The 24,883-nt window shown below is 71.7% G+C and carries 27 protein-coding genes; 14 read left to right on the top strand and 13 right to left on the bottom strand.

Going from position 1 to position 24,883, the window contains the following annotated elements; genetic code table 11:
* Positions 1 to 8: 8 nt before the first annotated feature.
* Together AB0C01_RS28200 and AB0C01_RS28195 are read right to left on the bottom strand one after the other, a co-directional pair.
* On the bottom strand, positions 9 to 1,181 hold the full coding sequence (locus AB0C01_RS28200; protein WP_357254040.1) for a zinc-dependent alcohol dehydrogenase: 1,173 nt from the start codon (positions 1,179 to 1,181) through the stop codon (positions 9 to 11).
* 25 nt (positions 1,182 to 1,206) lie between these two features.
* Entirely contained in the window at positions 1,207 to 2,157 is a 951-nt protein-coding gene (locus tag AB0C01_RS28195; RefSeq protein ID WP_357254038.1) for an SRPBCC family protein, read from the bottom strand.
* Between the two features lie 230 nt (positions 2,158 to 2,387).
* Between AB0C01_RS28195 and AB0C01_RS28190 the strand changes: the two genes are divergently transcribed.
* The 3 genes from AB0C01_RS28190 to AB0C01_RS28180 all read left to right on the top strand — a co-directional run bounded on the left by AB0C01_RS28190 (position 2,388) and on the right by AB0C01_RS28180 (position 5,904).
* Positions 2,388 to 3,401, top strand: a complete 1,014-nt coding sequence (locus tag AB0C01_RS28190) for a carboxypeptidase-like regulatory domain-containing protein (RefSeq protein ID WP_357572573.1) — start codon at positions 2,388 to 2,390, stop codon at positions 3,399 to 3,401.
* 85 nt (positions 3,402 to 3,486) lie between these two features.
* Positions 3,487 to 3,849, top strand: a complete 363-nt coding sequence (locus AB0C01_RS28185; protein ID WP_357254034.1) for an SCP2 sterol-binding domain-containing protein — start codon at positions 3,487 to 3,489, stop codon at positions 3,847 to 3,849.
* A 3-nt stretch (positions 3,850 to 3,852) separates the two neighbouring features.
* The gene (locus AB0C01_RS28180; protein WP_357572572.1) at positions 3,853 to 5,904 is read left to right on the top strand and encodes a glycogen debranching N-terminal domain-containing protein; all 2,052 of its coding nucleotides are present in this window, start codon (positions 3,853 to 3,855) and stop codon (positions 5,902 to 5,904) included.
* Positions 5,905 to 5,991: 87 nt separating this feature from the next.
* Here AB0C01_RS28180 and AB0C01_RS28175 read toward each other — a convergent pair whose 3' ends face one another.
* Positions 5,992 to 6,933, bottom strand: a complete 942-nt coding sequence (locus AB0C01_RS28175; RefSeq protein WP_357572571.1) for a helix-turn-helix domain-containing protein — start codon at positions 6,931 to 6,933, stop codon at positions 5,992 to 5,994.
* Between the two features lie 94 nt (positions 6,934 to 7,027).
* Between AB0C01_RS28175 and AB0C01_RS28170 the strand changes: the two genes are divergently transcribed.
* Positions 7,028 to 8,074: an NAD(P)H-binding protein gene (locus AB0C01_RS28170; protein ID WP_357572570.1), complete on the top strand. Its 1,047-nt coding sequence runs from the start codon at positions 7,028 to 7,030 to the stop codon at positions 8,072 to 8,074.
* A gap of 208 nt (positions 8,075 to 8,282) precedes the next feature.
* A complete protein-coding gene (locus tag AB0C01_RS28165; RefSeq protein WP_357572569.1) occupies positions 8,283 to 9,791 on the top strand; it encodes a DUF1996 domain-containing protein in 1,509 nt (502 codons plus the stop codon).
* 40 nt (positions 9,792 to 9,831) lie between these two features.
* Here AB0C01_RS28165 and AB0C01_RS28160 read toward each other — a convergent pair whose 3' ends face one another.
* The gene (locus tag AB0C01_RS28160) at positions 9,832 to 10,911 is read right to left on the bottom strand and encodes a MerR family transcriptional regulator (protein ID WP_357254024.1); all 1,080 of its coding nucleotides are present in this window, start codon (positions 10,909 to 10,911) and stop codon (positions 9,832 to 9,834) included.
* A 7-nt stretch (positions 10,912 to 10,918) separates the two neighbouring features.
* On the bottom strand, positions 10,919 to 11,587 hold the full coding sequence (locus AB0C01_RS28155; protein WP_357254022.1) for a HEAT repeat domain-containing protein: 669 nt from the start codon (positions 11,585 to 11,587) through the stop codon (positions 10,919 to 10,921).
* A 160-nt stretch (positions 11,588 to 11,747) separates the two neighbouring features.
* Here AB0C01_RS28155 and AB0C01_RS28150 point away from each other — a divergent pair, with 160 nt between their 5' ends.
* Together AB0C01_RS28150 and AB0C01_RS28145 are read left to right on the top strand one after the other, a co-directional pair.
* Complete coding sequence (locus tag AB0C01_RS28150) at positions 11,748 to 12,455, top strand: carbonic anhydrase (RefSeq protein WP_357254020.1); 708 nt, start codon at positions 11,748 to 11,750, stop codon at positions 12,453 to 12,455.
* A gap of 59 nt (positions 12,456 to 12,514) precedes the next feature.
* The gene (locus AB0C01_RS28145; RefSeq protein WP_357254018.1) at positions 12,515 to 13,606 is read left to right on the top strand and encodes a winged helix DNA-binding domain-containing protein; all 1,092 of its coding nucleotides are present in this window, start codon (positions 12,515 to 12,517) and stop codon (positions 13,604 to 13,606) included.
* A gap of 18 nt (positions 13,607 to 13,624) precedes the next feature.
* Here the strand turns inward: AB0C01_RS28145 and AB0C01_RS28140 are convergent, their stop codons facing one another.
* Together AB0C01_RS28140 and AB0C01_RS28135 are read right to left on the bottom strand one after the other, a co-directional pair.
* Positions 13,625 to 14,068, bottom strand: coding sequence for a DUF5990 family protein (locus AB0C01_RS28140; protein ID WP_357254016.1), 444 nt, complete (start codon positions 14,066 to 14,068; stop codon positions 13,625 to 13,627).
* A gap of 29 nt (positions 14,069 to 14,097) precedes the next feature.
* Positions 14,098 to 14,517, bottom strand: a complete 420-nt coding sequence (locus AB0C01_RS28135) for a helix-turn-helix domain-containing protein (RefSeq protein ID WP_357254014.1) — start codon at positions 14,515 to 14,517, stop codon at positions 14,098 to 14,100.
* Positions 14,518 to 14,604: 87 nt separating this feature from the next.
* Here AB0C01_RS28135 and AB0C01_RS28130 point away from each other — a divergent pair, with 87 nt between their 5' ends.
* From AB0C01_RS28130 to bla, 3 genes are all read left to right on the top strand, one after another.
* The gene (locus AB0C01_RS28130; RefSeq protein ID WP_357572568.1) at positions 14,605 to 15,252 is read left to right on the top strand and encodes an NAD(P)H-binding protein; all 648 of its coding nucleotides are present in this window, start codon (positions 14,605 to 14,607) and stop codon (positions 15,250 to 15,252) included.
* Positions 15,253 to 15,430: 178 nt separating this feature from the next.
* Positions 15,431 to 16,132: a DUF4396 domain-containing protein gene (locus AB0C01_RS28125; RefSeq protein WP_357572567.1), complete on the top strand. Its 702-nt coding sequence runs from the start codon at positions 15,431 to 15,433 to the stop codon at positions 16,130 to 16,132.
* Between the two features lie 75 nt (positions 16,133 to 16,207).
* Positions 16,208 to 17,122 (top strand): class A beta-lactamase, encoded by a 915-nt coding sequence (gene bla, locus AB0C01_RS28120; RefSeq protein ID WP_357572610.1) that lies wholly within the window; start codon positions 16,208 to 16,210, stop codon positions 17,120 to 17,122.
* Positions 17,123 to 17,170: 48 nt separating this feature from the next.
* On the opposite strand, the gene AB0C01_RS28115 is transcribed toward bla, so the two are convergent.
* Positions 17,171 to 18,163: an RNA polymerase subunit sigma-70 gene (locus AB0C01_RS28115; RefSeq protein WP_357572566.1), complete on the bottom strand. Its 993-nt coding sequence runs from the start codon at positions 18,161 to 18,163 to the stop codon at positions 17,171 to 17,173.
* Between the two features lie 135 nt (positions 18,164 to 18,298).
* Here AB0C01_RS28115 and AB0C01_RS28110 point away from each other — a divergent pair, with 135 nt between their 5' ends.
* Both AB0C01_RS28110 and AB0C01_RS28105 read left to right on the top strand, forming a co-directional pair.
* Positions 18,299 to 18,679: a hypothetical protein gene (locus AB0C01_RS28110; protein ID WP_357572565.1), complete on the top strand. Its 381-nt coding sequence runs from the start codon at positions 18,299 to 18,301 to the stop codon at positions 18,677 to 18,679.
* Positions 18,680 to 18,922: 243 nt separating this feature from the next.
* Positions 18,923 to 20,131 carry an MFS transporter gene (locus AB0C01_RS28105; protein ID WP_357572564.1) on the top strand — a complete coding sequence of 403 codons (1,209 nt, stop codon included), beginning with the start codon at positions 18,923 to 18,925 and terminating at the stop codon, positions 20,129 to 20,131.
* A gap of 10 nt (positions 20,132 to 20,141) precedes the next feature.
* Here AB0C01_RS28105 and AB0C01_RS28100 read toward each other — a convergent pair whose 3' ends face one another.
* Entirely contained in the window at positions 20,142 to 20,651 is a 510-nt protein-coding gene (locus AB0C01_RS28100) for a hypothetical protein (RefSeq protein ID WP_357572563.1), read from the bottom strand.
* A gap of 175 nt (positions 20,652 to 20,826) precedes the next feature.
* On the opposite strand from AB0C01_RS28100, the gene AB0C01_RS28095 reads away from it, so the two are divergent.
* Positions 20,827 to 21,009 carry a hypothetical protein gene (locus AB0C01_RS28095; protein WP_357572562.1) on the top strand — a complete coding sequence of 61 codons (183 nt, stop codon included), beginning with the start codon at positions 20,827 to 20,829 and terminating at the stop codon, positions 21,007 to 21,009.
* 230 nt (positions 21,010 to 21,239) lie between these two features.
* On the opposite strand, the gene AB0C01_RS28090 is transcribed toward AB0C01_RS28095, so the two are convergent.
* Together AB0C01_RS28090 and AB0C01_RS28085 are read right to left on the bottom strand one after the other, a co-directional pair.
* Positions 21,240 to 21,797 (bottom strand): dihydrofolate reductase family protein, encoded by a 558-nt coding sequence (locus AB0C01_RS28090; RefSeq protein WP_357253997.1) that lies wholly within the window; start codon positions 21,795 to 21,797, stop codon positions 21,240 to 21,242.
* Positions 21,798 to 21,817: 20 nt separating this feature from the next.
* Positions 21,818 to 22,288 (bottom strand): DUF3592 domain-containing protein, encoded by a 471-nt coding sequence (locus AB0C01_RS28085; RefSeq protein ID WP_357572561.1) that lies wholly within the window; start codon positions 22,286 to 22,288, stop codon positions 21,818 to 21,820.
* A gap of 109 nt (positions 22,289 to 22,397) precedes the next feature.
* Here AB0C01_RS28085 and AB0C01_RS28080 point away from each other — a divergent pair, with 109 nt between their 5' ends.
* The gene (locus tag AB0C01_RS28080) at positions 22,398 to 23,282 is read left to right on the top strand and encodes a S41 family peptidase (protein WP_357572560.1); all 885 of its coding nucleotides are present in this window, start codon (positions 22,398 to 22,400) and stop codon (positions 23,280 to 23,282) included.
* Positions 23,283 to 23,356: 74 nt separating this feature from the next.
* Here AB0C01_RS28080 and AB0C01_RS28075 read toward each other — a convergent pair whose 3' ends face one another.
* Complete coding sequence (locus tag AB0C01_RS28075) at positions 23,357 to 23,689, bottom strand: hypothetical protein (protein ID WP_357253991.1); 333 nt, start codon at positions 23,687 to 23,689, stop codon at positions 23,357 to 23,359.
* Between the two features lie 55 nt (positions 23,690 to 23,744).
* The gene (locus AB0C01_RS28070) at positions 23,745 to 24,665 is read right to left on the bottom strand and encodes an RNA polymerase subunit sigma-70 (protein WP_357572559.1); all 921 of its coding nucleotides are present in this window, start codon (positions 24,663 to 24,665) and stop codon (positions 23,745 to 23,747) included.
* Positions 24,666 to 24,883: the final 218 nt, after the last annotated feature.

Raw genomic sequence — 24,883 nt, 5'->3', positions numbered from 1 at the left:
CGTGTCGATCAGGCCGTGAGCAGCACCTTCGTACAGTCGTCCTGTTTCTTCTGGAAGATCTTGTAGCCCTTCGGGGCGTCGCGCAGCGGCAGCCGGTGGCTGACGATGAAGCTCGGATCGATCTCGCCACGCTGGATCCGTTCCAGCAGCGGCCTCGTGTAGCGCTGAACGTGGCACTGACCGGTCCGCATGACCAGCGACCGGTTCATGAACGCGCCCATGGGGAACTTGTCGACGAACCCGCCGTACGCGCCGACCACCGAGACCACCCCTCCCGAGCGGCAGGCGAGGATCGCCTGGCGCAGCGCGAACGGCCGCTCCGTCTCGACCCGGGCGGCCTGCTTCACCCGGTCGTACGCGTACATGGCGGCATTGCCGTGGTGGCCCTCCAGGCCGACCGCGTCGATGCACGCGTCGGGTCCCCGGCCGGCGGTCAGCTCGTTGAGGGTGTCCAGCACATCCAGCTCTTCGTAGTTGATCGTCTCGGCGCCGATGTGCTCCTCGGCGAGCCGCAGCCGGTACGGGTACCGGTCGATGACGATCACCCGTTCCGCGCCGAGCAGCCGGGCGCTGGCCGCGGCGAACAGGCCGACCGGCCCGGCGCCCCAGACGGCGATCACCTGCCCGGGTTTGATGTCGCACATCTCGGCGCCCATGTAGCCGGTGGGGAACACGTCGGCGAGCATGACCGCCTGGTCGTCGCGGACGTCGTCGGGCACCTTGAGCGGGCCGACGTCGGCGAACGGCACCCGGGCGTACTCGGCCTGACCGCCGGCGTACCCGCCGAGCAGGTGGGAGTAGCCGAAGATGCCGGCCGGCGAGTGGCCCATGATCTTCTCGGCGATCCCCGCGTTCGGGTTGGAGTTCTCGCAGACCGAGTAGAGGCCGCGTTGGCAGGACGAGCAGTGCCCGCAGGCGATCGGGAAGGGCACCACCACCCGGTCGCCGGGTTTGAGGTTGCGCACCTGCGGGCCGACCTCGACCACCTCACCCATGAACTCGTGGCCGAGGATGTCGCCCTTGCGCATGGCGGGGATGTAGCCGTGGTAGAGGTGCAGGTCGGAGCCGCAGATCGCGGTGGTGCTGATCCGGACGATCGCGTCCCGGGCGTTCATGATCTTCGGGTCGGGTACGTCGATGACCTTGACCTTGTCGGTGCCCATCCAGGCGTTGGCCTTCATCCTCGGTCCCTTTCGGAGCGGGCGGTCACCGGCGCGACGGCGGCAGTGGCTGGGCGGGTCGTTGCAGGGCCTGTTGGCGTACGGAGATGCCGTTGGGGCTGCCCTCCGAGCGGACCACCTCGCCGGTCTCCAGCACCTGCTTGAACCGGCGCAGGTCGTCACGGACCTGCTGCTCGGGTTCCTCGCCGAAGAGTTTCGCCGCCGCCCGGCCGAGCGCGCCGGCCGGCGGCGCGTAGCGCAACTCCACCCGGACCTCGGTGCCCCGGTCGCCGGGTGCCGGCACGAAGCGGACCCGGCCGGCGTTGGGTACCCCGGTCCCCGCCATCGAACGCCAGGTGATGGACGTGTTCGGCTGGTCGTGGATGATCTCGGCGTCCCACTCGACGCGGTGACCGGCCGGGCCGCGGGCGACCCAGTGCGAGCGGCGCAGGTCGTCGGCGCGTACCGACTCCAGGTGCGACATGAACCGGGGCAGGTTCTCCAGGTCGCGCCAGAACCGGTACGCCTCGGCGGGTGACCGGTTGACGGTCACCGCGATCTCCATCCGGATCATCCGCGCCCGCGCCCGTCGGGCTCGGCTGATCCGCACGGCGGAGAGCACGTCGACGGCCGCGATGCCGGCGATCGCGAGGGTGGTCAGCGCGACCCGGCGGCGTCGTTCACCGCTGCGGTCGGCGAGGGCGCGGCCGAGCAGGGTCAGGTCCATGGCGTCGCCGGCCACCCGGCTCCAGGCCCAGCCCGCCGGGCGACGACCGCCGAGCAGGCCGGCGGCGCTGCCCAACTCCCGTACCCCGACGGCCGGGAGCACCGCCCGCGCGGCCGGGGAGTCGTCCACCCCGGTCAGTCGCGCGAGGGGTCCGGGAGCTGCCAGGGCGCCGACGCCCAGGGCCAGGCTCAGCAGGCCGAGCGCGCTCGGCAGCGTCGCGGGCACGGGTCCGTCCAGTTCCGGCAGGAGCACACTGTCGACGTGGTCCATCTTCGGTCCCCCTCCGGTCGGCGTAGCCGGCGGCGACCGGCGCAGCGGCGCGGCCGCCGCCCTGACGCTATGTCCTGAACGTGGCTCCCGTGCCTGGTTCGCGGCAGAAGGTCCATTCCGGGCGGGTGCGCGTTCCGCAACAGTCAGCATGGCGACATTGACCGATTTGGATCACTGACGGGCGGATACCGTCAGTCCAATCCGTCGCGCCGCCGAGAGGACGATCCCCCATGCGCCACTCGCTCCCGCGCCACCTGACCGCCGCCGCCGTCGCACTGCTCGTCGTCGGGGCCGCCGAACCGGCCGGCGCGCGCACCCCCGGGTCTCCCTCGACCGCGCCCGGCGGTGTTCGCACCGTGGTCCGCGACGCCGCCACCGACGCTCCGGTGCCTCGGGCCTGCGCGTCGCTCGTGCCGGTGGACGCCGCGGCGCTGGCGTCGGTCACGCTCGGCGGGGACCAACTGGGCCGGCACGGGGGCTGCGCCGACGAGCAGGGCACGCTGATCGCCGAAGGCGTGGCCCCCGGGGAGTACCGGCTGCTCGTGCGCCCCTACGACACGAGCACCCACGGCTGGCAGTGGGTGGGCCGGCACGGCGGCACGGGTGAGCGCGAACGCGCCCGGGTGGTCCGGGTGCGGGCCGGCGCGGTGACCGGTGTGCCGGACATCCGGCTCGATCCGCCGGGCAGCATCGCCGGCGTGCTGACCGACGCGGCGACGGGCGCTCCGATCTATCGTGCGCTGGCGATGGTGGTGCCGTACGTGCCGGATCCGAAGTACGGCGACCACGGCCCGACCACCGACGAGGACGGCCGCTACACGATCACCGGCCTCGGGCCGTACCACTGGCCGGTGCAGTTCGCCGCGGACGGGCTGGCGACCGTGTGGTCCGGTGGGGTCGGCACTCGGGAGCAGGCACGGTCGGTGCGGGTGCGCGCCCACCGGACGGTGACCCTGGACCAGGCGCTGCCCGCCGGCACGCTGGTCAGCGGCGCGGTACGCGTCGACGAGCTGGGCACCTACGCCCAGGTGATCGCCTTCGACGCGACCAGCGGGGATCTGGCCGGCGTCGCGGACGTGGGCAGCGGTTACGCCCTGCGCCTGCTCCCCGGGAAGCGGGTGAAGCTGCGCTGCGACTGCGCGTACGCCCCGCCGGTCTGGCACCGCGACGCGGCCAGCTTCGATGCCGCGACCCCGGTGCGGGTCCGGAGGGCGCCGGTGGTGGTGGACTTCGACCTGGGATGACCCGAACGAGGCAGGCCGTCGGGAGTTAACGGCGAGCCGCACCGGGTAGCCGGCATCCGCTTCTACCAGCGCCCGGGGAGGTGGGATGACGGCGACCAGTGCCTTCTTCGAGCGGTTGACCGTCGCCGGCCAGGATCCGCGGTTCAGCAAGGTGTGCGGGAGCGTGCGGTTCGACATTCGCGACGGCGACGACCTGGAGCAGTGGCTGCTGGAGATCGATCACGGCCGGATGCGGGTGACCCGCAGCGCCGACCCCGCCACCACCGTGATCATGGTGTCCGCGCCGGTCGCGGAGGCGATGGCGCGCGGTGAGGTGAACGGCCTGGCGGCGATCACCCGCGGTGAGATCATGGTCGACGGCGACCTCGGCCTGGCGCTGCGGCTCGGGCGGCTGTTTCCGCGGACACCGGGGCCGTTGCAGAGCAGTGGCCCGGACAGTGGGACGTGACCGATGAGGGACATCGCGGACACCGTGTCATGTATCGACGGCAACACGTTCATGGTGTCCGACGCCAGTGGGGACGTGGAGTCGTCCCCGGCAACGCCGGTCGGGCTGTTCGCCGCCGACACCCGCTTCCTGTCCCGCTGGATGCTCTTCGTCAACGGTGAGTGCATGACCGCGCTGTCGGTGGACGACAGCCAGTACTACGAGGTCACGTTCTTCGTGGTGCCGGGCGAGGCGGTCGACTACGTGCAGGCCGACGTGTCGGCCATCCGGCGCAGGCGCATCGGCCCGGACCTGACCGAATCGCTGACGATCTTCAACTACGGCGACCAGGACAGGGATCTCGACATCCGGCTGGAGGTGGCCGCCGACTTCGCCGACATCTTCGAGATCAAGTTCGACGTCGGCGCGAAGACCGGCACGCACTACACCCACGTGGGTCCGGACGAGTTGCGCCTGGGCTACCGGCGCGGCACGTACCGACGTGAGGTCGTCGTGTCGGCGAGCGAACCCGCCGAGTTCGACCCGGAGGGCATCCGCTTCACGGTCCGACTGCGCCCCGGGGAACAGTGGTCGACGCGGTTGCAGGTGGCCATGCTGGCGCTGCGTCCGGACGGCGTCGACCTGCGCTCCGCGCTGCGGGCTCAGCGGCCCGACGACTCCACCCTGCCCACCAGCCTGCGGGCCTGGGTCGCGGCGGCCCCCACCCTGGACACCGAGAGCGCCGCGCTGCAACAGGTGTACCACCGCAGCCTGGTGGACCTGGCGGCGCTGCGCTTCGCGCCGCTCTCGCTCAGCGGCGCGGCCGTCCCCGCCGCCGGGCTGCCCTGGTTCATGACCCTGTTCGGCCGCGACAGCCTGCTGACCTGCCTGCAGACCCTGCCCGTCACCCCGTCGCTGACCCCGCCGACGCTACGGATCCTCGCCTCGTTGCAGGGCGTCCGCACCGACGACGTGCTGGAGGAGGATCCCGGCCGGATCCTGCACGAGCTGCGCTACGGGGAGTCGGCCGCGTTCGAGGAACAGCCGCACTCCCCCTACTACGGCACCGTGGACGCCTCACCGCTGTTCGTGGTGCTGCTCGACGAGTACGAACGGTGGAGTGGCGACGCCGCGCTGGTGCGGGAGTTGGAGCAGGAGGCTCGCGCGGCCCTGGCGTGGATCGACGACTACGCGGACCTGACGTCCACCGGTTACGTCTGGTACGAGCGACGCAACCGCGCCACCGGCCTCGAGAACCAGTGCTGGAAGGACTCCTGGGACAGCATCTCCTACGCCGACGGGCGGCTGCCGGGCTTCCCAAGGGCCACCTGCGAAACCCAGGGGTACGCCTACGACGCGAAGATCCGCGGGGCTCGGCTGGCCCGTACCGTCTGGGGTGACCCTGCCTACGCCGAGCGGCTGGAGCGCGAAGCGGCGGCGCTGTACGACCGGTTCAACCGGGACTTCTGGCTTCCCGAGCGCGGCTACTACGCCCTCGCGCTGGACCACGACGGCACTCCCGTCGACAGCCTGTCGTCGAACATCGGGCATCTGCTGTGGAGCGGCATCGTGCCGCCGGAGCGCGCCCCGCAGGTCGTCGAACACCTGATGGGTCGGGCGCTCTTCTCCGGTTGGGGGGTGCGAACCCTCGCCGAGGGGCAGCGCCGCTACAACCCTCTCGGCTACCACAACGGCACGGTCTGGCCGTTCGACAACTCGTTCATCGCGTGGGGTCTGCGCCGTTACGGGTTCGCCAGCGAGGCGGCCCGCATCGCGGAGAGCATCCTGTCCGCCGCCACCTTCTTCGAGGGTCGGCTACCCGAGGCCTTCGGCGGGTTCGACCGCAACACCACCCGCTACCCGGTCCGGTATCCCACCGCCGGCAGCCCGCAGGCGTGGTCCAGCGGAGCGTCCGTGCTGCTCCTGCGCACCATGCTCGGTCTCAACCCGCACGAGGACCACCTGGCCGTGGACCCCGCGCTGCCGTCGGTCTTCGGGCGGGTCGCGCTGCTGGACATCCCCGGCCGCTGGGGCAAGGCCGACGCCTTCGCCCGGCACCGCCCCGACCAACGCTAGGGCCACGTTCAGCTGACGCTGCAGGGCAGGAGTCGGGCATTCTGCCCGACCCCGACGAGTATCGCCCTGCGCGTTCCCGGTCAGGGCTCAGTCGGTGGCCCGGAAGGTGCGACGGTACGCGTCCGGGGGCACGCCGACGGTGCGGTGGAAGTGCCGACGCAGCGTGGTGGCGGTGCCCAGGCCGGCCGCCGCGGCGATGACGTCGATGCTGTCGTCGGTGTTCTCCAACAGCTCCTGCGCCCGGCGGATGCGCTGCGTCGACAGCCACAGCAGCGGGGTGGTGCCGGTGGCCGACCGGAAGTGCCGAGCCAGGGTGCGCGAGCTCACATTCGCCTGCCGGGCCAGGTCCTCGACGGTCAGCGGTCGGTCCAGTCGTCGCAGCACCCAGGGCAACAGGGCGGCGAGCGGGTGGTCGTCGCGGGCGGGCACCGGTGTGGCGACGTACTGGGCCTGGCCGCCGGCCCGGTGTGGCGGCACCACCAGGCGGCGGGCGACGGCGTTGGCGACCGTGGAGCCGTGGTCGCGGCGGATCAGGTGCAGACACAGGTCGATGGCGGCGGCCTTGCCGGCGGAGGCGAGCACGGTGCCGTTGTCGACGTAGAGCACGTCCGGGTCGACCCGTACCCGGGGATGGCGGGCGGCCAGCGCCTCGGTGTGCGCCCAGTGCGTGGTGGCGCGCAGCCCGTCGAGCACCCCGGCGGCGGCCAGCACGAACGCGCCGGTGCACAGCGAGACCATTCGGGCGCCCGCCAGGTGGGCGGCGCGCACGGCGTCGAGCAGCTCGGGCGGTACGTCCGCGTCGACGTCCTGCACCGCCGGGATGATCACGGTGTCGGCGCGAGCGAGTCGCTCCAGCCCGTCGTCGGGCTCCAGCTGGAACCGGCCGACGCGGACCGGCCCGGCGCCGCAGACCACCACCTCGTACCACGGGTCCGCCTGGCCGGTCGGGTCGCGGGCGAAGACCTCGCAGGCCATCCCCAGCTCGAAGTGCAGCATCCCGTCGGTGGCGGCGATCGCGACAGAGGTCATGTCCGAAACTGTACGGGTCATGGCGTTCCCGACACTGGCCGGTCGTCCGCCGCTGCTGGAGGCTGTACCCAGTCGATCTTTCCAGGGGGCAACAATGAGTCAGCGTGTGGCGGTGTTCGGGGCGTACGGGCACACCGGACGGTTCGTGGTGACGGAGTTGCGCGAGCGCGGGTTCGTGCCGCTGCTGCTCGGCCGCGACGAGAGCAGGCTGGCGGCGTCGGGTCTTCCCTACCGCGTGGCGTCGGTGGACGATCCGGTCTCCCTCGACCAGGCGCTGACCGGCGTGGACGCGGTCGTCAACTGCGCCGGCCCGTTCGCCTCGACGGCCGCCCCGGTGATCGGGGCCGCGCTGCGCGCCGGGATCCCGTACGTGGACGTGGCGGCCGAGATCGAGGCCAACGTCGACACGTTCGCGCACTTCAGCGAGCCCGCCCGTGCGGCCGGCGTCGCGGTGGTCCCGGCGATGGCGTTCTTCGGCGGGCTCGGCGACCTGTTGGTCACCACGGCGATGGGCGACTGGACGTCGGCCGACGAGGCGCACGTCGCGTACGGACTGAGCAGTTGGCACCCGACGGCCGGGACGGTCGCCGCCGGGGTCGTCTCCCGCGAGCGCCGTGACGGCCGCCGGGTCCGCTACACCGGTGGACGGTTGGAGTACCACGTCGGCGAGCACGACCTGCCGAGCCTGGCGTGGGACTTTCCCCCGCCGCTGGGCCGGCGCCGGGTGCTCGGTGAGTTCACCATGGCCGATGTCGTGACCGTCCCGAGCCACCTGGCCATCCCCGAGGTCCGCACCTACATGGCCGCCGACGCCGCCACCGACCTGGCCGGCGCGCGGGCACCGGTCGCGGTCGACGAGTCGGGCCGCTCGGCGCAGACGTTCACCGTCGACGTCGTGGTGCGGCGCGGCGACACGCGACGGCGCGTCGTCGCCACCGGCCGGGACATCTACGCGGTCAGCGCGCCCCTGGCCGTCGAGGCGGTCCGCCGCATCCTCGCCGGTCAGACGAGGACGAGCGGTGTCGCCTCCGCCGGGGAGATCTTCGACGCGCCCGACTTCCTCCGCGCGCTGTCACCGTCGGTTTCCGTCGACCGGCACCCCGACGAAAATCGGCCCGAACTCGTTACCCAGAATGCGTAATATTCCAATAGCCCGGCGCACCGGAGACTTAAAAGAAACTTAAGACCGCACGTGTGAAAAATTGTTATCCCGAGCGCCGGAGCCGGCCACCAGCGCCTTCGCGGAGCGGTCTCCTTAATTCTTTCCCCGCGAGTTGATGCGGGCTCCTGACGTGCACATACTTCTGTCGACCGGAGCGTTATCACCGACTCAAAGGACAACACTGGTAATGCGGACTCCCCCCGCGCACGTCGCACCGGCGGACCGGGCGCGACAGCGTCGCCGCCGCACTCGTATCTCGCTCGCCGCCGCCGTCGTGGCCGCACTGGGCGCCAGCGGCATCTACATCGCCGGCGCCCAGGCCGAAGAGGTCGCCGTGCCCGGCCGGGTTCAGGCCGAGGCCTTCGCGGCACAATCCGGGGCGCAGACCGAGGGCACCGGCGACGCCGACGGCGGCCGGAACGTCGGCTGGCTGGCCAGCGGCGACTGGCTGCGCTACGACGGCGTGTCGATCACCGGCGCCAACCTCACGGCCCGGGTCTCCTCGCACAACACCACCGGCGGCACGGTCGAGCTGCGCCTCGGCGCGCCGGACGGGCAGGCGCTGGCCGCCTTCCCGATCGCGCAGACCGGCGGCTGGCAGAAGTGGACGACGGTCACGGCGAAGGCGTCCGGCGTGCCGGCCGGCCCGCAGACCGTCTTCGCGGTCATGAAGAGCACCTCGACGTCGGACTTCGTGAACCTGAACTGGTTCACGTTCGGTCCCGCGGCGGGCTCGTCGCCGAGCGTGCCGGCGAGCGCCTCGGCGACGCCCCCCGCCTCGTCCGCGCCGAGTCCCACCCCGTCGGCGTCCGCCTCCACGTCCGTCCCGCCGAGCGCTCCGGCCGGCGGCTGGGTCCCGGTCGACCAGGCCCGGTGGAGCAGGGAACTGGCCGCCTTCGACGCCCTCACCCCGAAGGCGGTGACGCCGGGAACCACCCGGGTCCCCGAGTTCCACACCGACTGCGAGGTCGCCAACTCGGCGCCGGACGACCCGATCGTCGTGCCGGCCCTGCCGGGCGCCTCGCACATGCACACGTTCTTCGGTCCGAAGGTCGACGCGTTCAGCACGACCGACAAGCTGCTCTCCGCGACGACCAACTGCAACGCCCCGGGTGACAACAGCGCCTACTGGACCCCGGAGTTGCGCAAGGACGGTCAGCCGGTCCCGATCAAGAGCATGCGCGTCTACTACGGCTCGCGGGTCAAGGACCCGTCGACCGTGAAGCCCTTCCCGCCGGGCCTGCGAGTCGTCGAGGGTGACGCCAAGCGGCAGGTGGACACCCCGAAGAACGCCGGCAGCAACCAGTTCTGGTGCGCCGGCAGCGCCGAGATCGGCCGCAGCGCCGACGGCAACTGGCCGGTCTGCGCCCCCGGCGGCAACCTGATCTTCCAGCTGGTGTTCAGGGACTGCTGGGACGGCAAGAACATCGACTCACCCGACCACAAGTCGCACATGGGCGACCCGGTGAACGGTGTCTGCACCGGCAAGTACCCGGTGGCCGTGCCGGACCTGTCCTTCATGGTCAACTACCAGTCGCTGGGCGGTGACGGTCTCACGCTCTCCTCCGGCAAGCCGTCGTCCATGCACGGCGACTTCATGAACGCCTGGGAGCCGGCACGCCTCGGCGCCCTGGTGAAGTCCTGCCTCAACCAGAACGCCAAGTGCGGCACCGAGGTCACGTTCGCCGGCGGCTGACCGACGCGCCCACACCGTTGCCACCGGCCGACCCCCTCGCTCAGGCGAGGGGGTCGTCCGGCGTCGTGCCCGGCCCGGGATCGTCGCTAATCTCTCCGATCCCGGTGCGGCGCCTGCCGCTCCCCGTGCGGAGGGTGCGGATGGAGGTCGCCGTCAGCGCGACGGCGCGGTCGTCGTCCCGGGACAGGTCCACCAGGGCACGCTCCGCGGTGTCGCCGGGGATGTCCGCCAGCGCCTCGGTCAGCCGCCGACGCGCGGACGGTGCCAGGGTCCCCCGGGCGAGGCAGTCGACGAGCCCGGTCGCGATCCGCTCCGCCACCGCGGGTTCGCTCGCCAGCACGGCCAACACGTCGGCCGCCTCGGCGTCCTTCGTCTCCTCGACGACCATGTCGACAAGCGTCGGGACCGCGTCCACCACCCGCCGTGCCCCGAGCGCCAGCGCCGCGTACCTGCGGACGACGACGTCGGAGTTCGTGAGGGCGTCCCGCAGCACGTCGGTCGCCGCGTCGTGCGGGATCTCGGCGACGGTCTGGACGGCCCGCTCGCGCACCTCGGCCTGTGGTGCGCGCAGGCCGTCCGCGAGCAGCGCCAGGCCGCCGTCCCCCGACTGCGCCAGCGCCCATCGCAGGGCTCCGGCGACGTTCGGGTCGGTCTCGTTGAGCGCCGCCTCGACGAGTGCCTCCACGGGCACCGGCACTCCGTCGACCGAGGACAGGGCCGCGCGCTGACGCCGGCCCGCGCTCGGTGAGCCCAGTGCCTGTAGGAGCGCGACGACCTGGAGGACGTCCTCCCAGTCGGCGGGTTCGGCGGCACCGATCCGACGCAGTCGGGTGAGCAGGTCCAGCTCGTCCGCGATGCGCTGTCGGGTTCGCTGGATCAGGTCGTCGACGAGGTCGGCGGGGGTGAAGTCGGGATCGTCGAGCGCCCGCCGGACGTCACGCAGCGACAGGCCCAGGGACCGGAGGCTCTCGACCTGGAAGATCAGCCGGATGTCCTCGTCGGAGTACTCCCGGTAGCCAGCGCCGCTCCGGCCGGTCGGTCGGACCAGGCCGAGCGAGTCGTAGTGCCGGAGCATGCGGGCGCTGACCCCGGACCGGCGCGCCACGTCACCGATCAACACCTGCGCATCATCCCCTCTCGCCGATCACGCCGAGGGCCACCACACGCTTTGCCTCCTCGATCGAGAACCCGACATGGGCATCCGGGTCCCGCGCCAGCCGTTGCGTGGCGATCGCGTGCGCGCGTACCCGCGGGTCAGGATCTGTCGTCGCGACGCGCAGGATCGGCGTCGTCACCGCACCGAGCGCGACCAACGCCCGGCTGAGACTCAACCGCGTATCCCGCGTGCCGCGTCCGAGCTGCGTCGCCAACACGTCGGCCAACTCGGGCTCGTCGGCCGGGGGCACGAGGACGACCGCCGCCCGCCAGGCGCTTCGCGCCACCTCGTCGTCCGGGTCGGTCAGAAGCGCCCGTGTCATCGCCGGCCAGGCCCGCCGATCGCCGATCTTGGACAACGTGTGCAACGCCTGGCTCCGGGCCTGCGCCCGCTCCGAGCGGAGTTGGTCGGTGAGCTTCGGAACGGTCAGTGCGGGTGGGTGGCGGATCAGTGCCCAGGTGAGCATCTCGCGTACGGAGAACTCGGGCTCGACCGCGCATCGCGCGACGAGGGTGTCGACGAACCGCGGGTCGGGGGCTGTGCCGACCGCCAGCGCCGCGCGCAGCCGCACCGACGGGTCGCCGTGCTCCAGCGCCCGGAGCGCCCGCCCGGTGTTCGTGTCCTTCTCCGGTCCGGTCATCGAGACCACCTCCTCGATGTCACTGAAGACCTTGTCACCGTGTCAAGGTCAAGGCCTCCGACGACGGGCGCCCCGGGCAACTTTTGTCGATCACGGTAGATCCATTGGTCGGTATCAACTGATAGGAAGGAGGCAACACCTAGCTTCCCGGGAGATCGCCTTGGCACGTGCACACCTGTCCCGTCGTTCGCTGCTGACTGCCGGTGGCGCCGCCGCCGTCGCAATCGGTGCGGCAGCGAGCCCGTCCGCTGCCGCCGCCGCACCGCTCGACAACCCGGTCGAGACGCCGGCCGAGGCGCTGCGTCGGCTACAGGCCGGCAACCGGCGGTTCACCTCCGGCCACGGCCGGCACCCGCACCAGGGCCTCGCCGACCTGCACCGACTCTCCGCCGGCCAGCACCCGTTCGCCATCACCGTCGGCTGCGCGGACTCCCGGGTGGCGCCGGAGGTGCTCTTCGACCAGGGGCTCGGCGACCTGTTCGACAACCGGGTGGCCGGCAACATCGTCGACGACCTGCTGCTGGGCAGCGTCGAGTTCGCCGTGGAGGAGTTCGGCAGCCTGCTGATCGTGGTCCTCGGCCACGAGCGCTGCGGCGCGATCACCGCCACCATCGACGCCATCCACAGCGGCGGTACGGCACCCGGACACATCGGCGTCATCGTGGACGCTCTGCGTCCGATCGTCGAGCCGGTGCTGGACCAGCCCGGCGACCCGGTGGAGAACGGGGTCCGCGCCAACATCGCCGCGCAGGTGGCGGCGCTCTCCGCTCGCAGCACGATCATCGCCGAGAAGGTGCACCAGGGTGCGCTGCGCGTCGTGGGCGCCCGCTACGACCTGGACAACGGCCGCGCATCGCTGGTGGCCTGACGACCCCGCCGGATGGGCGCTGCGCGCCTGGGCCGAGCCGCCGCAACTAGGGTGCAGGGATGGTCGATCGACAGCAGGTGCTGAACTTCCGGGTCCGGGCCCAGCAGCTCGACCGGACTGAGGGCGCGCTCACCGATGCCGCCGTCCTGGACATCGGGGTGCAGAACACCGGTCCGGACGGCGCCCGGTGGGCGCTCGCGGTGCGCGGCGTCGACGTGACCGCGCTGTCCGGCGCGGAGGTGGTTCTGTTGTGGACGGTACGCGGCGCCCCGCACCTCTACCGGCGGGCCGACGTCGGGCACGTGCTGGCCGCGGTCGAGCCCTTCTCCGACGCCGACGCGGGCAAGCGCATCTACGACGCGTCCAAGCCGTTGAAGGCGGCCGGCATCGCCAACCTCGCGGCCCTCGACGAGGTGGCCGCCCGCATGCGGGCCATCGTCACCACGCCGACGGTCAAGGGAGAGGTCTCCGGTCGCCTGACCTCGGCGCTGCCCGAGCCGTACCTGCGGTTCTGCCGGCCGTGCGACGCCACGCACGTCTACGAGATGCCGTTCCGGCTCGCCGCCGCGCGGGCCGGGCTGGAGCTGCAACTCGACACCTCGCCACCGATCTTGCGGCGCATCGCCGGGCTCCGGAAGGCGGCCGCCCCGGGCGATCGCTTCGACCTCGTCCGCGCCTACCTTCGGCTGCTCGGCCCGGCCACTCCGAAACAGGTGGCCGACTATCTCGACGCACCGCTGAAGGACGTGAAGGCGCGCTGGCCCGACGACGTGATCGAGGTGACGGTCGCCGGCGAGGTGCGCTCGCTGCTGGCCGCCGACGAGGAGGCGCTGGCATCGGCCGACACCCGGGTCACCCGTCTCCTCGGCCCGTTCGACCTGTTCCTCCAGGCCAAGGACCGGGCGACGCTGGTGCCGGACACCGCCCGCGCGAAGGAGCTGTGGCCGGTGCTGGGTCGCCCCGGTGGTGTCCTGGTCGACGGCGACCTGGTCGGCACCTGGCGTCCCCGCAAGTCCGGTCGCACGTTCACGGTCGCGGTCCAGCCCTGGCACCCGCTGTCGGACGCCGCGCGTAAGGCCGTCACCGCACAGGCCGAGCGTCTCGCCGCGTACCGGTCCGTCTCCCTCGGCGGCGTCGACTTCGCGGCCTGACGGCGGCGGCCAGCCGGGTCACTCCACCGTCCATTCGATGGCGGGTGGGTGGACCCGGGCGCAGATCGGGCCGCCCGTCGCATCGGTCAGGCCGACCCGGCCGACCAGGACCCCGCTGCCCTCGTGTGCGGCGCGCAGCACCTCGGTCGGGATGTCGGTGAACATCAGCTTCGCTCGGCGGAACATCGCGAAGCCGTCCTCGGTCACCGCACCCCAGCTCAGATACAGGAAGCGTGCTCCGGGGCGGCCGTGCACCCAGGGGCCGCCGACGTCCAGCATCCCGTCGACCTCCCGGCTGGACACCTCGAACGCCCAGGCGGCCCGCTCGGCGTCGGCCGGCACCTGATCGACAACCTCGGCCGTGCGTTGGACCCCGACGTGCACGTTGCCGAGCCGCAGCGCGTCGGCCTCCGCACCGGGGCGCCGCCCGGGCAGGTCGGTGCCGTCGATCCGGATCCGCATGCCGGCGACTCTAGTTTCTCGACGAGGCGTCAGTGGTCGCGATCCGCGGAGCCCGACGCTTGCAGATTCGCCCGGTCGTAGGCCTCCTGCGCCGCCGACACGTCCCCGAGGTGGGTGATCGACCATTCCTCCAGCGCGCGCAGCGGCCCACGCAGGGTACGTCCGGCCTCGGTGAGCGCGTACTCGACGCGGACCGGCACCTCCGGGTAGACGGTGCGGCGCACGAGACCGTCGCGTTCGAGCCCGCGAAGGGTCTGGGTGAGCATCTTCTGCGAGACGCCCTCGACGCGTCGGCGCAACTCGGAGAAGCGGGCGCTGCCGTCCCAGAGGGCGCCTACGATGAGCACCGTCCACCGATCGCCGATGCGGTCCAGGATGTGACGAGTCGGGCAGTCCGCGCGGTAGGGGCTGCCCCGCAGCACCGGCTCGGCCCCGGGGGTGGTTACCACAAAGTGCCTACTTCCCGTTGGAGAGTTGCACTCGTACGGTAATCGCAGCGCGTCGCCCGACGCCAACCTCTCCTGGAAGGGCACCTCGTGTCTCGCATCACCGTCATCGGCGGCACCGGCTACGCCGGTTCGGCCATCGTCGCGGAGGCCGCGGCTCGCGGTCACCAGGTCACCGCACTGAGCCGCTCGGTTCCCTCGGCGCCGGTCCCGAACGTGACCTACCGCCAGGGCGACGCCAGAGACGAAGCGACCCTCTCGGCGTCCATCGACGGTACGGACGTCGTCGTGGCCGCACTCGCCCCACGCGGCCCCCTGGCCGGCGTCTTCCGCGACGTCTACCGCACCGTCGCACGTCTGGCCGACGCCGCCGGCGTTCCCCTGTTCGTCGTCGGCGGCTACTCGTCGCTGCGCCCCGCGCCCGGGGCGGAACGCTTCGTCGCCGACCTCAGCCACGTGCCAGCGGAACTCCACGACGAGATCCGCGCCGGGGCGGCGCTCATCATCGAGGACCTCCCGGCCGCGCCCGCGACACTCGACTGGGTCTTCGTGAGCCCGGCGCTCAGGTTCGGCGCATACATGCCCAGCGAGCAACTCGGCCGTTACCGGCTCGGCGACGACGTCGCGGTCGCCCCCGAGGACGGCGGAGCGATCTCCGCCGCGGACTACGCGCTCGGGTTCGTCGACCTCATCGAGAAGGGCGATCACCACCGGACGCAGGTCAACCTCGGCAACTGACGACGAGGTCAGCGGCAACCATCGGTCAGCGGTCGGCGGGAACACCCGATCTCCGGCTGCCGGCGGATGCGGCATGGAACACTGCGAAGTGCCCTCGGTCGGTGCCGCCGGCCTGTGAGCCCCCTCCGGATGTGGCAGCGGGAGGCGCGTCGTCGCCCCGCGTGCGGAAGGGGCGCGGATGCAACCCACCTGGCTCCTGGCGCTGTCCTGGGTCTCGCTCGCGTTCGGGGTCGTCAGCTGCGCGATCGTCGTCGCCGACACCTATCTTCGTGGGCACCGTCAGCCGGTCCGGGTCATGGAGATCGTCTGGCTGGTGACCGTCCTCTACGTCGGCCCGGCAGCCGTGCGCCTCTACTGGAACTGGGGCAGACCGGAGGCGTTCAGCCAGAGGCGGCAGGAGGGGCAGCCCCGAAGGCCCCGCCGGGGCATCGTCGTCACCCAGGTGTCCCGCTGCGGCGCCCACTGCGCCCTCGGTTTCGTCGTCGCCGAGGTCGCCCTGTACGTCGTCAGGTCCGATCCGGCGCAGGAGAGCCTGTGGGTCGACTACGCCGGGGACTACCTGGCGGCGGTGGCGATCGCGGTGCTCTTCCGGTACGTGGGCGCACCCGGCCGCAGTGTCCGGAAGATCTGGCACGCCCTGTCCACGGTCGCCCGGGTCGAGCTGCTGACCATCACCGCGTTCGAGGTGACGCTGTTCGTGTGGCTGACGCTCGCGCATCGCGTGGTCTTTCCCGAGCCACCGCTGCGGCCCGACAGCCCGATCTTCTGGTTCGCGGGCCAGGTGGGGCTGATCGCCGGCTTCATCGCGGCGTGGCCCACCGCCTCCTGGCAGCTCGGCCGAGGGTGGAGACTCGAACCGCGCCGACTCCCCTACGACTGAACGCGGTGGGCCGCTCCGCTCGCGGGCCACCGCCCGCGGCGCAGACGAACCGCTGGCTGACGAGGAGGAACGATGATGACTGCCGCTGTCCGACGCCTGACGGCCGCGGTGGCCGCGACGGCGGCCCTGGTGGCGTCGCCCGCGTGCGGCACCAGCGACGTACCCGAGGCGCGCACCACACCGAGCCCGGAGGTCACCCTTTCCCCGGCGCCGGCCGCCGAGCAGGAGTTCCAGCGGCTGGAGCAGACCTTCGGCGCGCGGTTGGGGATCTACGCCGTCGACACGGGCACCGGCCGCACCGTGCACCACCGACCTGACGAGCGGTTCGCGTACGCCTCGACGTGGAAGGCGTTGGCCGCCGCCGAGGTGCTCGACGACACCTCGGACACCGAGCTGGACCGGGTGGTGCGCTATTCGGCGCAGGACCTGGTGGCCCACTCCCCCGTCACCGGCAAGCACGTCGCCGAGGGCATGAGCCTGCGCGCGGTCGCCGACGCCGCCGTGCGCTACAGCGACAACACCGCCGGCAACCTGCTGCTGCGTCACCTCGGCGGACCGCAGGGATTCGAGGCGAAGCTGCGTGCCCTCGGCGACACGGTCACCGACCCGGCCCGCTACGAGACGGCTCTCAACGAGGCGACACCCGGCGACCGCCGCGACACCAGCACCGCACGAGCCCTGGCGGGCGACCTGCGGGCGTACACCGTGGGGGACGCCCTGACGCCCGCGGACCGCGACGTCCTGCGCGGCTGGCTGCGCGGCAACACCACGGGCGCGGCGTTGATCCGCGCCGGGGTGCCCACCGGCTGGGTGGTCGGCGACAAGACGGGGACCGGAGGGTACGGCACCCGCAACGACATCGCCGTGCTCTGGCCGCCCGACCGCGCCCCGATCGTGCTCGCCGTGCTCTCCAGCCGCGACACGAAGGACGCCACCCCCGACGACGGCCTCATCGCGCAGGCCACCAGGGTCGTCGTCGCCCACCTCTGACCGGGGTGGTCGCCGAGGGTGTGCGCGTCAAGCGGTCCGGCCGCGCCGTCAGCGGGCCTGTTCGGCGCCGTCGGCCGGCAGGCGCTCGGGCAGCCCGAGCCGCGGGAACTGGTCGTCGTGGAACGTGACGATCTCGGTGATCACGCCGCCGGTGACGCGCAGGACGTCGATCGTCAGCGGCAGGTACGCACTCTCCTGCGCGTGCCACAGGTAAAAGGCGACCGCCGGCTGCCGGTTCACCGAGGTGGGGAGCCCGCGCAGGCCCCGCAGGTCGGCGAACCCGTCCTGCACCCAGTTGGTGACCACCGCGTCGCGGCCGACGGACAGTCCGGGCGTGGGCGGCATCGAGCAGCGGACGTCGTCGCGCAACATGGCGGCGAGCACATCGATGTCGGTGGCCACACTGGCGTCGGTGAAGCGGCGCACCAGCTCGCGGGTGCCGGCGTCCTCCTCGCCGCCGGTCCAGTCCTGCCGCTCGGCGGGCAGGTGCTCCCGCATGCCGGCGCGGGCCCGTTGCAGCGCGCTGTTCACCGAGTTGACGGAGTCTCCGAGGAGGTCCGCGACGTCCTTCGCCGGCCACCCGAGCACGTCGCGCAGGATCAGCACGGCCCGTGGGCGCGGCGCGAGGTGTTGGACCGCGACCACGTACGCCAGCTCGATCGTCTCGCGGGCGACGGCGAGCGCCTCCGGCTCGTCCGCGCCACCCGCGGGCAGTTCGTCGAGCAGCCGATCCGGGTACGGCTGGAGCCACCGCACCTCACCGCCGCTGGCGGGTTCCGGACGGCGTTTGGCCAGCAGGTTCAGGCAGGAGTTCGTGGCGATCCGGTACAGCCAGGCTCGGAACGTGGACCGTCCCTCGTAGGTCTCCCGCCCTCGCCAGGCACGCAGCAACGTCTCCTGTACGGCGTCCTCGGCGTCCTCGAACGACCCGAGCATCCGGTAGCAGTGCACGTGCAACTCCCGCCGGTGCCGAGCCGCCAGCCCCGAGAACGTCAGCTCGTCGACCTCGCCCAACCCGTCCAACCGTGTGTCCGCACTCATCACGTCATCCTTCCGCCTCGTCAGGTCCTGTCGTGGGTGTGACCGGTGCGGGCGCGAAAACTCATCACCGGCGTCGGTCGCGGCGGTCTTCCGGCCCGACTCCGGAGGTTGCCCGGTGGTGGCACCATCGTTGCGATGAACGTTCGTCGCCTGGCGGCAATCGACATGTACGGCAGCCGGGGCACCACCCGTCGACGCTGGATCATCCTGGCCGAGTTCCTCGTCGGCGTGGTCGTCATGGTGACGTGGGGTGTCTGGGTGCTGGCGTCGGCGCACGGCCTCGGCACCCGGGTACTGGGGCTGTGGCTGACCGGCGCGGGTCTCAACTACGCCCCGCTGTCCGCGTACGCGATCGCGCTGATGCGCCCCGGCGCCCTCGACGCCGAGCTGGCCGGCGCGTCCATCGACGGGGAGCTACGTCGGTACACCGTGCTTCAGCTGTGGGTGTTCATCCCGCTCTCGCTCGTCGTGCTCGCCATCCGCGACGTGCTCACCCGGCGCAGGGCGCGCGGCTGACCGCTCCGACCAATCGGGCCGCCGCGGACGGGTAGGGCGCACCTCCCGTGGACCGGGGTCGTGCGATACGGTCAGGTCGTGGTTCCGGTGGAGGCGGTCGCGGCTTCGTACGCCCGGTGGATCACGCCCGCTCTGCCGTTGTACGGCAACGACCACGACCGGTCCGACTTCGCTCCCTGACCCGCGCCGGCAGTTGCCAGCGGGTCCTTTCGATTCCTTCCATCGCGCCGGGAGCGATGTCTCATGTCTTCATCCGGTATCCGGGTGGTCCTGCGTGCACCGCAGGTGCTCTGGGTCCTGTTCGCCGCCCAGGTGGGCCGGCTGCCCTCGGCCTCCGGGCCGCTCGCTCTCCTGTTGTTCGCGCGGGAGTCGTTCAGCCTGGCCGCGGCCGGGTTGCTCGTCGCCGCGTACACCGCCGGGGTGGCGGTGGGTACGCCGCCGCTCGCCCGAGCGGTGGACCGCTGGCGTCAGCCACCGGTGCTGTGCCTCGCGGTGGTGGTCTCCGGTGCCGGGTTCGGCTTCGTGGCCACCGGCGCCTTCGGCGCGACGGGTGCGGCTGTCGGTGCCGTGGTCGCCGGGCTCGGCGCTCCCCCGTTGGAGGCGTGCCTGCGCTCGTTGTGGCCGGATCTGCTGCCGCCGGCGGCAGTGCCGGCCGCGTACGCGCTGGATGTCGCCGTACAGGAAGTGATCTTCGTGGTGGGACCGCTCACGACGCTCCTCGCGGTGGCGCTCGGCGGGCCGGTCGCCGGGTTGGTGGTGGCGGCGCTGCTGCAGCTCGTCGGCACCGCCGCGTTCGTCCGCGCTCCCGCCGTGCGGGCCTGGCGGGGAGTCCCGGCGGCACGACACTGGGCCGGTCCGCTGCGGGTACCCCGGTTCGCGGCCCTGCTGGCGGGGGTGGTCGGCACGGGGATGGCGGTCGGCGGCATCGCGGTGGCGGTCACCGCCTACGCGGAGGAAGCCGGCAACCGGCACCTGGCCGGCTGGTTGCTCGCCGCGCAGGCAACCGGCGCCCTGATCGGCGGCCTGCTCTACACCCGGGCCGGGCCGGCGGGAGCGCGGCGGCTGCCGCTGCTCACCGCCGGGCTGACCCTCGGCTTCGTGCCGCTGCTGCTGACACCGCGCCCCACGCTGATGGCGGTGTTGCTGGCGATCAGCGGTCTGGCCCTACCGCCGGCGTTGACCGCCATCTTCCTCCTGGTGGATCAGCTCGCGGCGCCGGGCACCGTGGCCGAGGCGTTCGCGTGGGTCGCCACCGCGTTCACCATCGGCAGCGCCGCCGGCTCGGCGGTCACGGGTCTGGTGGCGGCGAACGGCGTCCGCTACGGCCTGGGCCTCGCCCCCGTTGCCGCGCTGCTCAGCACCATCATCATGGTGGCCGTCGCCAGAGACACGACCCGCCCGGTCGTCGCCAACGACGGCCACCACGACCCCCGTCTCACGCAACAGGGTTAGACCACCGTGATTAGAAGTTGACGCTGGCTCCGGCCGCCTTGCACGCGGCGGTGAGCTCCGTGCCGGCCTTCTCGAAGGCCCCGTTGTCGGCAGCGGACTCCGGGTCGGCGGCCGCCGCGGCCTTGCCCGCCTCGGCGCCGAACGACTTGAGGGCAGCGGCCACCTTGCTGTCGCCGCCGGCCGAGGCCAACGCGGCCGTCTTCTTCTCCAGATCGGCAAGGATCTTCTTGAAGTCCGCCGCCGTCGGCTCACCAGCCGTGGCGATCTTCACCAGCTCGGCCTTCATCTCGTCGGCGGCCTTACTGAACGACGTGCAGAGTTCTTTGTCGGCCGTGGAGCCCGTGGCGGCCGACGACGCCGGCGCGGCGGACGGGGAGGCAGCGGCCGTGGTCGCGGCGGCGGACGTGCTGGCAGACGGGGTCGAGCCGGCGGTCGTCGCCGCGTCCCCGTCACCGCAGGCGGTCAGCGCGGTGGCAGCGGCAAGCATCAACAGTGCGGAAGCAATTCGAGAGTGATTCACGGACGCGCACACTAACCGATGAAAGAGAGATGATCCATCCGCGCGGGACAATTCCGGCCAGCACGGCGCTTTTTGAAGTGGTGCGCCACGGTCACGGCACACCGGAGGTTTGGCCGAGGGCAACTTCGAGCACAACCAGGAAGGTCGACCCCGACGCCAGGCAGGAGTGACTCCCGTGAAACGACCTACTCTCGGCATCCTCCTCGTCGTCCTGGGCACCGTCATCGGATCCGTGCTCGCCGGCACCGTCGGTGAGCGCTATCCGGACGCGTTCGTGGCCGTGTCGGCCGGCATCATCGTCCTCGGCCTGGCCGCCGTGCTGGTCCACCTGCTACGCCAGCGGCGGCAGCGAGACTGACCGCGCCACGAAGGACACCGGAACCAGGGGGTACGCGATGCGGCGTCGGCAGGCGATTGGCGCACTTGTCATGCTCACGTTCTTCGTCCTGCTCATCGCGGCACAGTTCGCCTGGCCGCAGGTGTCACCCACACTCCGCTACGCGAGCGGCGGAATGATCGCCCTTGGTCTGCTCCTCGTGGCCGTGGGCGTGTGCAGTGGGCACGACGGCGACGGTCGTGAGGCCATCTTCAGCGCGCGCGGCGGTAGTGCATGGCCACCGCACCGTTGCGGAGCGGCTCCGCCGAGAGCAACTCCAGCTGGCGCGTGGCGGGCAGCCCGCCCTGGTACAGCGTCGGGCCGTGTCCGGCGATCCTCGGATGGACGAGCAGCCGGTACTCGTCGATCAGGTCCAGCCGGTCGAGTTCGGTCGCGAGCGTGCCGCTGCCGAGGAGGACCCCCGCCGGGGTCGCGTCCTTGAGCTTCTGCACACCCTCGCGCAGATCGCCGGTGAGGTGGTGGCTGTTGGCCCACGGGAAGTCCTCGCGCGTCGACGACACCACGTACTTGGGCTTGGCCTCCAGCGTGACCGCCCACTCGCGGAGGGCCGGCGGCGCCTCCACGTCGCCGCGGGCGACGGCCGGCCAGTAGCTCTCCATCATCTCGTAGGTGACGCGTCCCCACAGCATCGCTCCGCTCTCGTCCAGGAGACGGGTGAACAAGGCGTGCGTCTCGTCGTCGGCGATCCCCTCCTGGTGGTCGACGCAACCGTCCAGGGTGACGTTGAGGCTGAAGGTCAGGAGTCCCATGGCCGGCGAGTCTAACGCCGCTACGCGCGGGCGGGCGCCTGTCGGCGGCGGCGTCGCTTCAGCAACTCGCGGATGACGACGCGGAGCGCGCCCAGAGTGAGCGCCAGCCCGCCAGCCGCCGGCAGAAACTCCAGGCCGCTTCGGCTCACCCACAACCGGCCCTCCAGCGGGGCATCCGGCGAATAGATCACCTTGACCCTGTCACCGTCGCGGTCGAGGGAGCCGCTGGGGGTGACCCGGAAGCTGGTGGCGACCTGCCGTCCGTCGGCGATCACGTACTGGAACTCGTACCACGTCCCCTTGCGCTTCTCGTGCCGGGCCGATGGGTGGGAGCCGGTCAGCGTGCCCGTCGTGGTCACCTCCCGCGGGGAGCCCCGGTCGTCCCAGATGAAGGTGACGCCGATACCGCTCGCCAGGATTCCGACGATGACCAGCGTCAGCGCCGTCCGGAGCGTCGAGACGCCCGAGGTGTCCCCGCGAAAGTCAGACATGGCCGAGAGGATAGCCACGGGCCACAAACGACTGGTGGGTCGGTACGGCGCCCCAGCCGCCACGAAATTCGATGGCCGTGAGGTCGTTGACGGTCTACCGTGGCCCGCCGTGCTCTCCAACGAAAAGGTAGTCGGACAGGCCCTGGACCGGATCGAGGCAGGGTACGTATTTCCCGCGCAGGTCGTGGACATCGACGCCGCGATCCGGCGTCGTCTCGCGGCAGGCGAGTACGCCGACCTGGACGGGCCGGCGCTCTGCGAAACGGTGACCGCGCACCTTCAGCAGGTGTGCCCGGACAAGCATCTGCGGCTGCTGTGGACGGACCAGCCGCAGTCGCTCGATCCGGCGGACGAGGACGGCGGGCAGGCCGCGTTCCGCGCGCTGCTCAGGGCGGAGAACCAGGGCATCCGCCGGGTCGAGCACCTGGACGGCAACGTCGGACTCATCGACGTACGCCACATCGCGTACGCCGACGAGGGCGCCGCCGCGATCGGCGCGGCCATGCAACTGGTCGCCCTCAGCTCCGCGCTCATCCTCGACCTGCGCGCCTGCTCCGGCGGAACACCCGAGGGCGCCGCGATGTGGTGCAGCTACTTCTTCCGCGACGACCAGGTGCACCTCAACGACTTCTACGAACGGTCCACCGGCGCCACCCGCCAGTTCTGGACGACCGCGCACCTTCCCGCGCCGCGCTACGCGGACCGTCCGGTCCACGTGCTCACCAGCGCGATGACGTTCTCCGGGGGCGAGGACGTGGCGTACACCCTGCAGGCCCACGACCGGGCCGTCGTCGTCGGTGAGACGACACGTGGCGGCGCGCATCCGACGGCCCGCCACCCGGTCACCGCACACATCCTCGTGACCGTGCCGACCGCCCGGACCATCAACAGCGTCACCGGCACCAACTGGGAAGGCGTCGGAGTGCTCCCCGACGTGCCCGTCCCGGCAGACCAGGCACTCGACACGGCGCTGAAGGCCATTCGGGACGCATAGGCGCGACCTCGTCGGCGGCCCGCCAGCAGCCGCAGCCGATCCTCCTGCCGCTCAACGGTCGGGCGGCGCGAGCATCAGCTGGGCGGTGGCGGACACTCCAGGACCGCTATCGAGTTTCCGGCGAACAACCCCAGGTGCGGGTGCTCGGAGAAGATCCGGACCGCCTCGTCGTGCGAGTCCGCCTCCACGATGGCGTAGGCGGTCAGGGCGTCGGTGAAGTCCTCGACACCCCGCGCCGTGACCCGCTTCTTCGCGTTCAGCGGAGCACCGGGGTCGACGATGGCCTTCTCGTTGGCCTGCGCCCAGGACGCCCACGCGTTGAGGAACTCGGCCTGCTGCTGGTCGGTGAGTTCGACCTTGTCGGCCTCATCAGCCGCGCCGTTGAAGAGCGCAAGGAACCTACCCATCGCCGAATCGTACCGGTGATCTGCTCCTGCCACTTAGTACTCCAACGTCACTCGTCTAGGGCTCGAGTGTGGCGGGCATGCTGAAGGCGGCGACGTGACGGGCACCGATGAAGGCGTTGCTCTCTACGATCTTTCCGTTCTCGATCCGGAGGACGTCGACGACCAGCGCCTCATAGTGCGGGCTGCCGGGCCGGCGGAGATAGTTGATCAGTGCCGGGCGCCCGTTGGCCGAGGTGGGGAAGGTACGCCAGTCGAGCGGTCGGCCGAGGAACTCCGCGGCCGCGTCGATCCCGACGACCGGCGGCTCGGGCGGCATCGTGATCCGTACGTCCTCGGCGAGCAGTGCCCGGACCGTCTCCGGGTCCTTCGCGTTGGCGTAGCGGCGCAGGATCTCTTCGTCCTCGCTGGTGAGCTGCGGGCGGCGCCAGTCCTGTGGGTCCGACGGAGCGTGCCCCCGGAGGGTGTGGCGGGCCCGCTGGAGGAGGCTGTTGACGGCCGCTACGGCGGTGTCGAGCGCGCCGGCGATCTCCTGCGGCGTCCAGCCGTAGACGTCGCGCAGCACGAAGGCCGCCCGCTGCCGCGGCGGCAGGTACATGAGCGCTGCGATCAGGGCCAGCTCGACGGTCTCCCGGGCGGCGAGACCGGTCTGCGGATCGTCGGCCAACAGGGCGTCTGGATAGGGACCGAGCTCGGTGGACCACTCCAGCGGGTCACCATACGGAACCGTCCGGTGACCGGCCGCCTTGCGGCTGTCGAGGAAGACGTTCGTGGCGATCCGGTAGAACCAGGTGCGCGCCGACGCCCGACCCTCGAAGCGGTCGCGAGCCCGCCAGGCACGCAGGAAGGCCTCCTGCACCAGGTCGTCCGCGTCGGTGACGTTCCCTGCGAGGCGGTAGCAGTGCACGTGTAGCTCGCGCCGGTGCTCGTCGAAGGCGCGCTGTAGCCAGACCGCCCGCTCGTCAGGCGAGTCGGACATGTGATCTCCCCGGGGCTGAGTGGTCCTCACAACCGTACTGACGACCGCGGACCCCATCCGTCATCGGTCACCGATGACGATCGCCGACTCGGTCGTCTGTACCTGTGACCAATCACCACGCCACGAAGGAGTTTCAATGACCAAGTCAAGCCGTAGACGCGGTCAGCGGTGGTGTGGGTTGGAACTCGCGGCCGTCGCGCAGCAGTGCCCAGACGACG

Source organism: Micromonospora sp. NPDC048905 (assembly GCF_040649655.1).
In the GTDB taxonomy this organism is placed as follows: Bacteria; Actinomycetota; Actinomycetes; order Mycobacteriales; family Micromonosporaceae; genus Micromonospora.
This window is presented reverse-complemented; position numbering and strand designations above follow the sequence as displayed.

Coding starts and splice junctions, on each gene's coding strand:
- bla (WP_357572610.1), top strand. CDS start 16,208: ATGACTGCCGCTGTCCGACGCCTGACGGCCGCGGTGGCCGCGACGGCG.
- AB0C01_RS28170 (WP_357572570.1), top strand. CDS start 7,028: ATGAGTCAGCGTGTGGCGGTGTTCGGGGCGTACGGGCACACCGGACGG.
- AB0C01_RS28185 (WP_357254034.1), top strand. CDS start 3,487: ATGACGGCGACCAGTGCCTTCTTCGAGCGGTTGACCGTCGCCGGCCAG.
- AB0C01_RS28180 (WP_357572572.1), top strand. CDS start 3,853: ATGAGGGACATCGCGGACACCGTGTCATGTATCGACGGCAACACGTTC.
- AB0C01_RS28175 (WP_357572571.1), bottom strand. CDS start 6,933: ATGACCTCTGTCGCGATCGCCGCCACCGACGGGATGCTGCACTTCGAG.
- AB0C01_RS28140 (WP_357254016.1), bottom strand. CDS start 14,068: ATGCGGATCCGGATCGACGGCACCGACCTGCCCGGGCGGCGCCCCGGT.
- AB0C01_RS28125 (WP_357572567.1), top strand. CDS start 15,431: ATGCAACCCACCTGGCTCCTGGCGCTGTCCTGGGTCTCGCTCGCGTTC.
- AB0C01_RS28195 (WP_357254038.1), bottom strand. CDS start 2,157: ATGGACCACGTCGACAGTGTGCTCCTGCCGGAACTGGACGGACCCGTG.
- AB0C01_RS28155 (WP_357254022.1), bottom strand. CDS start 11,587: ATGACCGGACCGGAGAAGGACACGAACACCGGGCGGGCGCTCCGGGCG.
- AB0C01_RS28145 (WP_357254018.1), top strand. CDS start 12,515: ATGGTCGATCGACAGCAGGTGCTGAACTTCCGGGTCCGGGCCCAGCAG.
- AB0C01_RS28105 (WP_357572564.1), top strand. CDS start 18,923: ATGTCTTCATCCGGTATCCGGGTGGTCCTGCGTGCACCGCAGGTGCTC.
- AB0C01_RS28165 (WP_357572569.1), top strand. CDS start 8,283: ATGCGGACTCCCCCCGCGCACGTCGCACCGGCGGACCGGGCGCGACAG.
- AB0C01_RS28200 (WP_357254040.1), bottom strand. CDS start 1,181: ATGAAGGCCAACGCCTGGATGGGCACCGACAAGGTCAAGGTCATCGAC.
- AB0C01_RS28190 (WP_357572573.1), top strand. CDS start 2,388: ATGCGCCACTCGCTCCCGCGCCACCTGACCGCCGCCGCCGTCGCACTG.
- AB0C01_RS28090 (WP_357253997.1), bottom strand. CDS start 21,797: ATGGGACTCCTGACCTTCAGCCTCAACGTCACCCTGGACGGTTGCGTC.
- AB0C01_RS28070 (WP_357572559.1), bottom strand. CDS start 24,665: ATGTCCGACTCGCCTGACGAGCGGGCGGTCTGGCTACAGCGCGCCTTC.
- AB0C01_RS28115 (WP_357572566.1), bottom strand. CDS start 18,163: ATGAGTGCGGACACACGGTTGGACGGGTTGGGCGAGGTCGACGAGCTG.
- AB0C01_RS28110 (WP_357572565.1), top strand. CDS start 18,299: ATGAACGTTCGTCGCCTGGCGGCAATCGACATGTACGGCAGCCGGGGC.
- AB0C01_RS28075 (WP_357253991.1), bottom strand. CDS start 23,689: ATGGGTAGGTTCCTTGCGCTCTTCAACGGCGCGGCTGATGAGGCCGAC.
- AB0C01_RS28085 (WP_357572561.1), bottom strand. CDS start 22,288: ATGTCTGACTTTCGCGGGGACACCTCGGGCGTCTCGACGCTCCGGACG.